This is a genomic window from Promicromonospora sukumoe 327MFSha3.1, from assembly GCF_000385135.1.
Classification (GTDB): Bacteria; Actinomycetota; Actinomycetes; order Actinomycetales; family Cellulomonadaceae; genus Promicromonospora; species Promicromonospora sukumoe_B.
On the sequence record NZ_ARQM01000011.1, the window covers coordinates 779,923 to 792,995 of the forward strand.

Consider the following 13,073-nt stretch of genomic DNA (forward strand, 5'->3'; position numbering starts at 1 on the left):
CACCCGACCGGACAGGGACCCGGTCTGTGACGGCGGATACCACTCCGGCCGTCGGCAGTGTCGGTGAGCCCGCCTAGGCTTAGGGGCGATGACTTCCCTCTTCGACAGCCTCTCCCTGCCCGGCCTCGACCCAGCCCCGCCGGGTGACGAGGCGCGCCTGCCGCGCACCGCCCCGCGGTGGGACGACGGCGGGGGCGACGGCGACCCCGGCGAGGCCGCCGTGCCGGCGGAGCCGGAGTGGCTCGCGGGCCTGCCGCACGAGTCCGAGGCGCCGCGCGCCGGCGGGGCTTACGCGCACCTGGACCCGGACGAGCTGCTGGACGGGCTCAACCCCCAGCAGCGCGCCGCCGTCGTGCACGAGGGCGGGCAGCTGCTGATCGTGGCGGGCGCCGGTTCGGGCAAGACGCGCGTGCTCACGCACCGCATCGCCTACCTCCTGGCCACGGGCCGGGCGCGGGCAGGCGAGATCCTCGCGATCACGTTCACCAACAAGGCGGCGGCCGAGATGCGCGAGCGCGTCGAGGGCCTGGTGGGCCCCGCGGCGAACCGCATGTGGGTGTCCACGTTCCACTCGGCGTGCGTGCGGATCCTGCGCCGGGAGGCCACGACGCTCGGGCTGAGGTCCAGCTTCAGCATCTACGACGCCGCGGACAGCCAGCGCCTCATCACGCTGGTCACGCGCGAGCTCAACCTGGACCCCAAGAAGTACCCGGCGCGCGGGCTGTCGAACAAGATCAGCGACCTGAAGAACGAGCTGGTCGACCCCGAGACCTACGCCCGGCAGGCCATGGCGTACGCGGAGCAGGAGGCGCAGACCGAGGCCGCCGCAGCGGCGTCGGGCGGCATCCGGCGGCCGTGGGGCGGGCAGTCGGCCGACGAGCGCAACACCGCCGTGCCCAAGTTCGACCAGGTGCTGGCCGACGTCTACACCCGCTACCAGGCACGCCTGGCCCAGGCGAACGCCCTGGACTTCGACGACATCATCATGACCACGGTGAACCTGTTCCAGGCGTTCCCGAACGTCGCGGAGCACTACCGCCGCCGGTTCCGGCACATCATGGTGGACGAGTACCAGGACACCAACCACGCGCAGTACACCCTGGTCCGGGAGCTGGCGGGGGTGGGGGCGGACGACGACTCGGGTCTCGACCCGGCCGAGCTCACCGTCGTGGGCGACTCGGACCAGTCCATCTACGCGTTCCGCGGCGCCACGATCCGCAACATCCTGGAGTTCGAGAAGGACTACCCGGACGCCACGACGATCCTGCTGGAGCAGAACTACCGCTCCACGCAGAACATCCTGAGCGCCGCCAACGCGGTGATCTCCCGCAACGCCGGCCGCACGCCCAAGCGCCTGTGGACCGACTCGGGGGCCGGGGCCAAGATCGTGGGCTACGTCGCGGACGACGAGCACCAGGAGGCGCGGTTCGTCGCCGACGAGATCGACAAGCTCGGCGACGGCGACAGCGTGCGCCCGGGCGACGTCGCGATCTTCTACCGCACCAACGCGCAGTCGCGTGCGCTGGAGGAGGTGCTGGTCCGCGTCGGCCTGCCCTACAAGGTGGTCGGCGGCACGCGCTTCTACGAGCGCCGCGAGGTCAAGGACGCCGTCGCCTACCTGCGCGCGCTGGCCAACGAGGACGACGACGTGAACCTGCGCCGCATCCTCAACGTGCCGAAGCGCGGGCTGGGGGACCGGGCGGAGTCGCTCGTGGCGTCGTTCGCCGAGCGGGAGCGCACGTCGTTCGGCGCAGCCCTGGAGCGCGCCGACGAGATCCCCGGCATGACCAACCGCTCGCTCAAGCCCCTGCTCGCCTTCCGCGACCTGATGCGCGAGCTGCGCGGCCTGGTCGACGACGGCGCTGCCCCCGCCGTGGTGCTCGGCGCCGTGCTCGACAAGACCGGCTACCTCGCGGAGCTGCGCGCCAGCGAGGACCCGCAGGACGAGGGCCGCGTCGAGAACCTGGCCGAGCTGCACGCCGTCGCCGTCGACTTCGGCGAGACCGACCCCGAGGGCTCGCTCGCCGACTTCCTGGAACGGGTCTCGCTGGTCGCGGACAGCGACCAGATCCCCGACGAGGACGTCGCCGACGGCGCCGCGGAGGAGGCGCCCAAGGAGAACCAGGGCGTCGTCACGCTCATGACCCTGCACACCGCCAAGGGCCTGGAGTTCCCCGTCGTGTTCCTCACGGGCATGGAGGACGGCACGTTCCCCCACATGCGCTCGCTGCACGACGACACCGAGCTCGCCGAGGAGCGCCGGCTCGCCTACGTGGGCATCACCCGCGCGCGAGAGCGGCTGTACATCACGCGGTCCTCGGTGCGGGCGGCCTTCGGCATGGCCAACGAGTTCCCGGAGAGCCGGTTCCTGCAGGAGGTCCCCGAGGAGCTGTGGGACTGGCGGCGGCGCGAGTCGTCGACGGCCGCGATCCGTTCGGGGCGCGGCGGCTGGAGCGGCGGGTACGGCTCGGGTGGTTACGGTTCCGGCGGCCGCGGATCGGGTTCGGGCTCCGGGTCGAGCTGGTCCTCGGGCCGGTCGGGTCCGGTGCGCACCAGTACCACCACGTCGTCGTCGGGCGGTGGGCAGGCGAACCCGTTCTCCCCGCAGAAGAAGGCGGGCGCCAAGGGCGGGTTCGGCGGCCTCAACGTCCAGAAGGACATCCCGAGCCTGGAGATCGGCGACCGCGTCACCCACGACTCGTACGGGCTCGGCACGGTCGTGGACGTCGAGGCCAACGCCGTGGTCAAGATCGACTTCGGCACCAACGGCACGAAGCGCATCGCGCTGAAGTACACGGCGATCACGAAGCTCTGACGGGGAGGGGCGGTGGCCCTTCCCCTTCGAGGCCTAGGTTTCTTCGCTTTGACGAGGCTCAAAGCGAAGAAACTTAGGCCTCAAAGAGGGATGGCCCGACCCGACCCGACCCGACCCGACTCGGCCGACCCCGGCCGGGCTGGCCCGGTCGCGGACCATCCTCTTCTTCGAAGCCTAAGTTTCTTGTCTTTGGGGTGCCCGAAAGCCAAGAAACTTAGGCCTCGAGAGAGATGGCTCGATCTCGTTCGCCTGGCCCGGCCCGCTCGACCCGGCCCGTCTCGACTAGCCCGTTCCGCTCCGGCGCATTGGTGGGGTGGGGCTTGGGTGGGTCTCTTCTTCGAGGCCTAAGTTTCTTCGCTTTGGGGTGGCTGAAAGAGGAGAAACTTAGGCCTCGAAGGGGAGGGGCGGTCTCCGGGGAACCTTCGTCGGGTCTGGTTCTGCCGCGAGTCGGCGGAACCGGGGCCGCGGGGCGGGCGGCGGTTTCACATTCCGGACTTTTTCGGTCTGCGGAGGTTCGGTACCGTCCGCCCATGGTCCTGACCGACGACGCCTGGCCCGGTCTGGTCGCCGGGTCCGCCACGGCCGCAGCCCCGGCCACGGCCGCAGCCCCGGCCATGGCCGCAGCCCCGGCCATGGCCGCAGCCCCGGCCACGGCCCCGGCCCCGGCCACCGCCGCAGCCGCGGCACCGGCACTCGCTCCGGCAGCTGGTCCGACGACGACGGGCGACCCGACGGCGGCGGGCTCCCCGGCACCGGCCCGTGTCCCGACGGTGACGGGCGTCCTGACATCGCCGGCCCCGACGCCGACCGCGACTCCCGCGCCACCGGCCGGCCCCGGCCTCCGGATCCCGGGCCTGGACGGGCTGCGCGCCGTCGCGGTGCTCGCCGTCGTGGCGTTTCACCTGGCGCCCGCCTGGGTGCCGGGCGGGTTCCTGGGCGTGGACGTGTTCTTCGTGGTCAGCGGGTTCCTCATCACCACGCTGCTGCTGCGCGAGGTCGCGGGCACCAGCTGGATCCGGCTGACGCGGTTCTGGGTGCGCCGGGCGCGCCGGCTGCTGCCCGCCCTCGCCCTGGTGCTGGTCGCGAGCATCCCGGTGGCGCGGCTGGTCGAGCCGGACCTGACGGTCGGCATCGGGCGGCAGCTCCTGGGCGCGCTGACGTTCAGCACCAACTGGGTCGAGATCTCCGCGGGCAGCGACTACTTCGACGAGTCCCAGCCGGAGCTGCTGCGCATCCTGTGGTCGCTGGCGATCGAGGAGCAGTTCTACCTGGCGTGGCCGGTGCTGCTCGTCGTGCTGCTGATCGCGGTGCGCTCGGCGGCCTGGCGGGTGCGGCTCGTCGTGGCGGGCGCCCTCCTGTCGGCGGGCGCGATGGCGCTCCTGTTCATGCCGGCGTACGGCGAGGGCGTGGACCCGACGCGCGTCTACTACGGCACCGACACCCACGCGTTCGGCCTGCTCCTGGGCGCGGCCGTGACGCTGCGCTGGGCCAAGGCGGGGCCCGCGCTGCGGGGCGGGCGCGCCCGCCTGCTCCCGCCGCTCGCGCTCGCCGGCCTGGTCGTGCTGTTCCTGGTGCTGCGCGGCGACTCGCCGCTCACCTACCCGCTCGGGCTGCTGGCGGCGTCGCTGCTGGCCCTCGTGCTGGTGCTGGCGTGCGACGCGGCCCGTACCGAGCCCACCTGGTTCGTCACCGCGCTGGAGGCGCCGGCGCTGCGCTGGGTGGGGGAGCGGTCGTACGGGATCTACCTGTGGCACTGGCCGGTCGCCTGCATCGTCACCGCGGCCGTCGGGGCCCAGCCCGGCACCGTGTGGTGGGGCATCGGCACCGGCCTCACCGTGGCGCTGACGGTGGTGCTCGGGGCGGCGTCGTACCGGTGGGTCGAGATGCCGGTGCGGCGGCTCGGGTTCCGCGGCGCGGGCCGGGCGCTGCTCGCGGCGGTGCGCACCTCCGCCGTCGTGCCCAAGGGGGCGCTGGTGGTCGCGGTGCTCGCCCTGGTCGGCACCGGGGCGGCCGTCACGTCCGCCCCGGAGCGGACGGCGACCGAGCTCGCCATCGCCGCGGGCGTCCAGGCCGGCCGCGACGCCGCAGGCCCGCAGACCGCCACCGCCACGGCCGCCGCAGCCACCGACCGCCCCGGCGACGGCGACCACACCCCGACCTCCCGCACGGCCCCGGAGCGCCTGCCCTTCGGCACGCGGGACGGCGTCCAGGTCTCTGCCTTCGGCGACTCCGTGCTGGCAGCGGCCACGCCCGCGATCCTCGCGCGCTACCCGCGGGCCCAGGTGCAGGGCGTGGTCAGCACCGACTGGCTCGACGCCGAGCGCATGGTCAGGGTCGCGAAGCGCGAGGGCCGGCTTCGCGAGACGGTCCTGCTCAACTTCGGCACCAACTCGGGCTTCCAGCTCGACGGCTCGGCCGACGCCGCCCGGCACGTGCTCGACCTGATCGGCCCGGACCGCCGCGTGGTGCTCGTCAACAGCGTGGGGATCAGCTACTGGGTGCCGGACGCCAACAAGACCCTCGACAAGATCGCCGCGGGCCGCGCGAACGTCGCGGTCGCCGACTGGCACGCGCTCGTCGGCCGGCACCCCGGCCTGCTGCACGCCGACGCGACGCACCCGAACCTCGACGGCGTCGAGGCCTACACCGACCTGGTCGAGGAGTCGTTCGCGACCCTGGAGTAGCACAGCCCTCGGGATGACACGGCTTGGCGCACCCTGCCCGGTTTAGGCCACTATGTGTCGCCATGAGGATCCTGGTCTCCGCGGGTCGCCTGTTCGTGGCGCACTGGCCCGCGCTCCTGACGCTCGGCCTGCTCGGCGTCGCCGTCCGCAACGGTGCGATGTGGGGTGCGGTCGAGCTGAGCCAGTGGAACTCGTTCGTGGCGCAGCTCCTGCTGATCCTGAGCCCGCTGGGCTACCTCGCGCCGGTCGTCGGCATGCTGTGGGTCTGCCGGAACAGCCTGCCGAGCCTGGGTGGCGCGGACCTCGGCCGCCGGGAGCGCGCCGCGCAGGCCGCGATCCCCGGCATGCTGCCCACGCGGCGCGCCCCGCTCATGCCGTCGGAGCGGCGCGAGCGGCGCCTCATCGACATCGCCCTGTCCGTGCTGGTGCCGTTCCTCGTCGTCTACGAGGTCGAGGGCCTCATGGACGCCGACCGGATGCGGTTCACCAACGAGGCCGCGGCCGACGAGCTGTTCAACGACACCTTCAGCACCCAGGGTGTCGACTTCGCCGCCCGCGTCGGCGTCTGGTCCGGCTGGACGCTCATCGCCATCGTGACCGGCGCCTTCCTGCTGCGCTGGCTGCTCGGCCGCCTGGAGGGCAAGGTCCAGTTCCTCGGGATCGCGGTGCTCGGCGGCTGCCTCGAGATCTACTGGACCAGCCAGGTCGCCGGCCAGATCGAGACGATCGAGACGCTGCTGTGGAACACCGCGAGCGACCGTGAGCTCGTCGCGGCCGCCGTCGGCACCGTGGGCGCCGCGCAGGAGAGCGTGGGCGAGGCGGGGAACGACGCCGCGTCCTTCGCCGCCGACGGCTTCGTCACGGTCCTCGAGTCGCTCGACGTCGTCCTGGTCGCGCCCCTGGCCTGGCTCGCCATCGGCGCCGTGGTGCTGGGGCACAAGCTGATGGAGCCGCCGTCGGACGAGCACCGCTGGCTCGACCGCATGACCTGGCTCCCGGCCGGGCTCCGCTCGCTCCTGGAGTCGCTCACCGAGGACCTGCGCGCCCGCTTCTCCGCCCTGTGGAACGGCATGAAGATGATCGTGCACGGCGGCCTCGGCCCCATGCTCGTCTTCTGCCTGGGCTACCTCGTGGTGATGCGGGCTCCCTACGCCATCGGCTGGCTGGTGCGCACCGTGACGGGGCCGGTCGAGACCAACGCGTGGATCGCGTTCAGCCCCTTCGAGGCCGCCGCCGGCCTCGGTCTCGCCCTAGCGCTCGCCGCCGCGCTCATCGCGGCGACCGTCGAAGTGCTGGTCGAGCGGGGCCTCGCCGTCCGCGAGCTCGACGACGACGCGACGCCCGTGGCAGGCAACCGCGTCGTCGCGCGCCCCGCCTAGGCGGGACGCCGGCGGGCAGCGCCCGTTACGGCAGCTCCACCGCGAGGTAGTCCGGCCCCCCGAACGACAGCCGCACCTGCTCGATCGTCGCGTCCGGGTCGACCAGCACGAACGAGCTCACGTCCCACTCGGGCTGCTCGCTCACGAACCCGTCGGCGCCGTCGGGCAGGCACCGGTTGGAGTTGCCCAGCACGTCCGGCGCCGCCTCGCCGTAGCGCGTGCCGTCGTCGGACACGAGGGCGATCGCGCACAGCGACAGGTCGGTCTGGGGCTCGGCCGCGAAGTGCAGCTGCACCTCGTAGGCGACCGACCCCTCGGGGATCTCCACCGGCATGCCGTACGCGGGCGCGGGCAGCTCGTCCACCTTCTCGACGCCCGTCACCGTCGCGTCCAGCTCGCGCAGCACGTAGGTGTTCGCCCGCTCCGGCACGTCGAAGCCCATGTCTAGGTACTCGCTCGCCAGGTGCGCCGGCTCGCCCAGCGCGACGCGCTGGGACTCGTAGTGCACGCCGTCCGGCCACCAGAACGCCCACACCCGGAACGACGACGCCGCCGTGGTCACCACGACCGCGATCGGCAGCAGCACCAGCCAGACGGCGTTGCGCCGCCACCAACCCCTGGGCCGCCCGGCCGCGGGGACGTCGGGCGGCACGGAACCGGGCAGCAGGCCGGGCTGCAGGCTCGGGGCGCCGCCCGGCTGCAGGCTCGGGTACGGGTCCTGACCGGGGCCCGGCACCGCCGGGGTCACCAGCGTCGTCATTCCTCACTACCTTCCGCACGGGCCGTGGCGTAGCCCGGCGACTCGGTCGTCACGGTCTCGGTCGCCTCCCAGAGCGTCTTCGCGTCCTCGGCGGAGATGCCCAGGTCGACGACGCCGGCGGCGTCCCGCCGCTGGCCCGCGTGCTCCTCGGTCTGCCCGCCGCGCGCCAGGCGCACCGTCGCGCCCGCGAGCGCGTCCTTCGGCACGTCGAAGCAGTACGTGACGTGCCAGGCGTATCCCGGCTGGGCCTTGGCCGACGTCGAGCACCCGGCCTGGTCGGTGGGCCAGAAGGTCCGGCCCTCGGCGTCGGTGATCTCGGCGCCCACGAACGACGTGGCGCCCTGCGTGGCCCGCCAGGTCGCGTCGACCACCACGAACGTGCCGCCCGCCTGCGCGGCCTCCGAGAAGCTCTCCAGGGTGTCGGCCACGCGGACCTCGGTCACCGTGAGGTCGGCGTACGTGAGGTCGAGGGTCTCTCCGACGGCGCCCTCGACGACGAACGGCGTCTCCACGACCGTCTCCTGGGGCACCGTGGTGACGAGCGCGCAGCCCGCGACCACGCCGCCGACGACGAGCAGCGAGCCCTTCCAGGTGATCCGGCGGCGTCCGTGCCTCACTGCTGGTCCTCCGGGGCCGGGGTCCGGTCGGTGTTGTCCTTGAGGGGCACGTCGCCCTGGAACGCGACCTCCCCGGGCAGCCAGTACCCGTTGTCCAGGGTCAGCCGGCTCTCGTCGATCCAGTCCAGCCCCACCACCTCGACCGGGATCTCGCTGCCCGTGAACTCGTCGCTCTGCTGCCAGATCAGCGCGACCTGGTAGGTGACGCCCGGGTTGAGGATGCGCATCGTGGTCGCGTCGGCGACGTTGACGATGGACGCGGGCGGCAGCTCGGGCTCCTCGGCCTCGCTCTCGTCCTCGGGCGAGGCGCTCGGGGACGGCTCGGCCCCGGGCTCGGTGCCCGCCCCGGCCCCGGGGTCCGTGTCGAGGTCCGTGTCCAGGTTCGTTGCCAGGTCGGTCAGCGACTCCTGCGGCACGACGTCGACGCCCCTCGGCGCGGGGATCGCGCTGCCGAGCGTGCTGCTGTACTCGGGGACGTCGCTGGTGTTGGTCACGTCCACGACCAGGGCGAGCATGTGGTTGCCCGGCGCGGGCGTGAGGTAGCCGAGGTCGCCGGTCTTCACGGCGCGCACGACGGTCAGGTCGAACGGGCCCACCTCGATGGCGGTGCCCGCCACGACCGGGTCGGCCTGCGCCTCCACCTTGCTCCACGCGCCGAACGGGGTGACGGCCACGAGCGCGGCGACGACGCCGGCGCCGACGCGCTGCATCGTCGACATGTCGTCGGCGACGGCCGAGACGACGCGGCGGCCCACCCGGAACGCGATGTCGGGGCTGCCGTTGCGGGCATGCTTCATGGCGCACGATCGTAGCGGTGCATCACGGACCAACCGGGCGAAAGTCCACGACCGCCATCGCGGGCCACGTCGCTGGTCGAGCTTGTCGAGACCCGGTCCGCTTCGCTGGTCGAGCTTGTCGAGACCCGGTCCGCTTCGCTGGTCGAGCTTGTCGAGACCTGGGTCTCGACAAGCTCGACCAGCGATGGCGCAAGCTCGACCAGCGCCGCCGTCAGCGCAGCCCGAACGCCCGCGTCAGCGTCTGCGACACCGTGTTGCCGTCACTGTCCTCCACGACGGTCCGCAGGGTCGCGAACTGCGCGCCCCGCGGCGCCGCCAGCCGCGCCGACCAGCCGTCCGGCCCGTGCGACTGCCGGTCCCGCGTGAGGTCGAGCCGCTTCCAGGTCGCCCCGTCGTCGTACGACACCTCGACCGTGGGCCGGCCCACGCGGGCCTCGATCCCGGGCAGGTGCGACGGCGTCACCGTCAGCCGGGCCGTGCGGGACGCCCGTCCCGCCAGGTCGGTGTCCACGCCGTAGTCGAGCTGGATCAGCGGCAGCGGCTCGACGGCGTCGGGCCCGCTCGCCTCCGACGTGAAGTCCCACTCGGTGAGGGTGTGCGTCGAGTAGGGTCCCGCCCAGTCGGCGCGGTCGTTGTCGGCCACCACGCGGTACGGCAGGCGCTCGGCCGGCAGGCCGCCGTTCACGGGCAGGAACTCGGCGTTGCCCCACAGGAGCTCGGTGTCGCCCTGGTAGAGCGTCGCCCGGTTGCGGACGTCGAAGTTGCCGCCGCCCGTGGCACCGACGTGCCCGCTGCCCGAGTCGCCCCAGCCCGGCACCGGCACGTACATCTGGTCCAGGTAGCGGATGGGCTGGGAGCCCAGCGCCGACATGCGCGGCCGCAGGACCGGCCCGAACCACGTCACGTCACTGGTCGTGCGCGCCTTGTACTCCAGCACGTCGACGTTCGACTGCCCCATCTCGCCGGCGATGTGGGCGCTCTGCGTCCACGGCACACCGGCGGCGACCCAGTCGGTCCGCTCGCCCTGCGCGGGGGCGGCGAGCTGGTTGCCCGCCGTCCAGCCGTGCCAGACGTCGAACCGGGCCTCCATCGCGGGACCCTGGCGGTAGTTGCGGAACGAGGTGTCCACCCGCGCCAGGTCGCCCTTGGCCGCGGTCCACGTGGGCCGGGCCGGCACGGCGCCGGTCCAGTGGTGCACCACGTCGTAGGTGTACTCGGTCGTGGGGTGCGACGAGACCGTGACCTCCGGCCGGCGCCCGTCCAGCGACCGCAGCAGCTCCGCGCCCTGGCCGGACGTGAGCGTGGCGACCGTCAGCGGGGCCGGCTCGCCCGGGATCCACGGGGACTCGTCCCACGGCGCCAGCCGCCCGGCGCCGTCGTGCACCACGAACAGCACGCGCGCGCCGGCGTCGGCCGCGGCCTGGGCCAGCGGCGCGATCTCGTCCGTGTCGGCGGCGCGCACGACGACGGCGGTGTCCTTCAGGCCGTGCCCGCCCCCGTGGTGTGCCAGGTCGGACAGGCCCGACACGCCCTCGGCCTCGACCACCCGCAGCGTGCGCTTCCCTGCCGGCAGCGGCGTCGCGGCCCGCTTGACCCGCAGGTCGTCCAGGCCGTCGAACCCGCCGCGGCCCTTCTCCACCGTGAGGGCCGGCTGCTCCAGGCGGAACTGCGCCCCGAACTCGAACAGGCCCGCGGTGACCTTCTTCCCCGTGGGCAGCGCCCAGAGGCTGTCGAACTCACCCGGCGGGAACATCGAGCTCGCCGTGTAGCCGCCGTTCGGGAACTGCCGGATCACGTCCAGGCGCATGGACGCCGGGTCCGTGTCCTGCGGCACCTCCGCGCGCACCTGGACCGCCTTGCGGGCGTCCAGCACGACCGACCGGTCCTGGCTCAGGTCCACGTCCACGAAGCTCAGCAGCGCCGTGCCGAGCGAGCCCGGCCCGTTCGCGCCCTCGACGTCGACCGACAGCCAGCCGCTGTAGCTGCCCACCGGCATCCGCAGCACGGCGGTGCCGTTCTCGTCCAGGTCCGCCCCGGCGAAGATCTGGTCCGACGTCACCAGCAGCTTGCCCGTCGCGGGCCGGCCGTCGTCGCCCGTGACGGTCACGGTCAGCTTCTGGCGCTGCCCCTCGCGGGTCGCGCCCGTCAGGGTGCGGGCCCGCACGGCCCCGGCGTCGTCCGTCGCCACGACCGTGGCGCTCAGGTCCACCTCCGCCGGCAGCAGCGAGAGGTCCGCCGTGAGGTCCACCGACGCCGTGCCCTGCGCCGGCACGGTCACCGTGTCGGAGGACAGGGTGAGGAAGCCCGCCGGGACCGCGCCGTCGACCGCGAGGTGCAGGTCGACCGGGGCGTCACCCAGGTTCGTGTACGTGATCGGCTTCGACGCGGGCTCCGTGCCGGAGTCGTACGTGTGGAAGCCGAACCCGGCGCTCGCGGTGCCGAACATCGTCGCGGCCACGGCCGCGGGCGCGTCGAGGCGGCCGCTGCCTGCCTCGTAGGGGGTGTAGGCGGGGGTCGGCACGGCGGTGCTGACGATCGCCTCCTTGATCTGCTCCGCCGTCCAGCCCGGGTGGGCCGCCGCGACGAGCGCCGCGGTGCCCGCCACGTGCGGGGTCGCCATCGAGGTGCCGCTCATCGTCGTGTACATCCCGGAGCCGCGCACGAGCTGCGAGCGGGCCGCGAGGATGTCGACGCCGGGCGCCGTGATCTCGGGCTTGACCCCGCCGTCGATCGCGGGGCCGGTGCTGGAGAAGTCGGCCAGGGTGTCGGTCGCGTCGACGGCGCCCACGGCGAGGGCCGAGTCCGCCAGGGCCGGCGAGCTGACGGTCCGCGGGCCGCCGTTGCCTGCGGCGGTCACGAACAGCGCGCCCGTCTCGGCGGTCAGCTCGTCCACGGCGGCCGCCATCGGGTCGTCCGCCCCGGCGGGCTCCCCGCCCAGGCTCATGCTGACGATGCGGGCGTCCTGGTCGCGCGCGGCCCACTCCATGCCGGCGATGATCCAGGACTCCATGCCGCGCCCGTTGCTGTCGAGCACCCGGCCCACGTGCAGCCGCGCGCCGGGGGCGACGCCCCGCTCCAGGCCGTCCGAGGCCGCGCCGGTGCCCGCGATCGTCGAGGCGACGTGCGTGCCGTGCCCCTGGTAGTCGTCGACGTAGTCCTCGGTCTCGACGAAGTTGGCGCTCGCGGCGACCTGGTCGGCCAGGTCGGGGTGCGTGGGGTCGACGCCCGTGTCGAGCACGGCGACGTCCACGCCCTCGCCGGTGTTGCCGTCGGCCCACACGTCGGGCGCGCCGATCTGGGCGGTCGACTCGGCGAGGTCGGCGGTGACGGGGCCGTCGAGCCAGATCTTCTCGATGCCGCCGGCGAACGCGGGGGAGCCGCCGGAGGTGCGGGCGCCCGCCGCCGGGCCCTCGGTCAGGTCGGCCCAGAACGCGGCGGCGTCGTCGCGGTCCTGCGTCACGGCGGCGCCGTCCACGCTGGGCAGCGGGCGGACGACGTCGGCGCCGTCGAGGGACGCGGCGCCCCGCGACCGGGCGGCGGCCTCGTCGGCGTAGCGGACGATCAGCGGCAGCGCGTCGGTGCTCGCGTCGTCGTAGCCGTTCGCGAGGAGCCGCGTGACGTCGAACAGGCGGTCGTCGAGGGTGCCGGCCGTCACGTAGGGCAGCGCGGCGTCCGGGTAGACGAACGTGCTGCCGTCGCGCTCGGTGCGGTGGTAGGACGACGTCGTCCCACCGGGGCCGGTGACGTTGGTGACGCTCGTGCCGTCCGCCGCCGTGCTGATGGTGACCGTGTCACCGGTGATCAGGGTGACGCTGCGCGACCCCGCCGCCGATGGCGGGAGCGCGGTGGCGGAGCCGCCCGGCGGGACTGCCGGGCCGGCGGGGCTCGCGAGGGCCGCGGCAGACGCCGACGCGGCCCCGACCGCGAGGGCCGCGGCCACGCCGGTGGCGACGAGCGCCCTGGCGCGGGTGGAGATGGTGAACACAGTTGTCCCTTTCGACAGTGGTGTGCCCATTTCCTA

7 protein-coding genes are annotated in these 13,073 nt (G+C 73.6%); 3 read left to right on the forward strand and 4 right to left on the reverse strand.

Annotated elements, in window-relative coordinates; all coding sequences use genetic code 11:
- Window positions 1-88: 88 nt before the first annotated feature.
- The 3 genes from H291_RS0117235 (at window position 89) to H291_RS0117245 (ending at window position 6,878) form a co-directional block, all read left to right on the forward strand.
- A complete protein-coding gene (locus H291_RS0117235) occupies window positions 89-2,815 on the forward strand; it encodes a UvrD-helicase domain-containing protein (protein ID WP_020016254.1) in 2,727 nt (908 codons plus the stop codon).
- 530 nt (window positions 2,816-3,345) lie between these two features.
- The gene (locus H291_RS30560) at window positions 3,346-5,499 is read left to right on the forward strand and encodes an acyltransferase family protein (protein WP_020016255.1); all 2,154 of its coding nucleotides are present in this window, start codon (window positions 3,346-3,348) and stop codon (window positions 5,497-5,499) included.
- A 62-nt stretch (window positions 5,500-5,561) separates the two neighbouring features.
- The gene (locus H291_RS0117245) at window positions 5,562-6,878 is read left to right on the forward strand and encodes a hypothetical protein (protein ID WP_020016256.1); all 1,317 of its coding nucleotides are present in this window, start codon (window positions 5,562-5,564) and stop codon (window positions 6,876-6,878) included.
- A gap of 25 nt (window positions 6,879-6,903) precedes the next feature.
- On the opposite strand, the gene H291_RS0117250 is transcribed toward H291_RS0117245, so the two are convergent.
- The 4 genes from H291_RS0117250 to H291_RS0117265 all read right to left on the reverse strand — a co-directional run bounded on the left by H291_RS0117250 (window position 6,904) and on the right by H291_RS0117265 (window position 13,037).
- Entirely contained in the window at window positions 6,904-7,638 is a 735-nt protein-coding gene (locus H291_RS0117250; protein WP_020016257.1) for a hypothetical protein, read from the reverse strand.
- Window positions 7,635-8,255, reverse strand: a complete 621-nt coding sequence (locus H291_RS0117255; protein WP_020016258.1) for a hypothetical protein — start codon at window positions 8,253-8,255, stop codon at window positions 7,635-7,637. The genes H291_RS0117250 and H291_RS0117255 overlap by 4 nt, the downstream gene beginning before the upstream one ends.
- Window positions 8,252-9,052, reverse strand: a complete 801-nt coding sequence (locus H291_RS0117260) for a hypothetical protein (protein WP_020016259.1) — start codon at window positions 9,050-9,052, stop codon at window positions 8,252-8,254. The genes H291_RS0117255 and H291_RS0117260 overlap by 4 nt, the downstream gene beginning before the upstream one ends.
- A gap of 211 nt (window positions 9,053-9,263) precedes the next feature.
- A complete protein-coding gene (locus H291_RS0117265) occupies window positions 9,264-13,037 on the reverse strand; it encodes a S8 family peptidase (protein ID WP_020016260.1) in 3,774 nt (1,257 codons plus the stop codon).
- Window positions 13,038-13,073 lie beyond the last annotated feature (36 nt).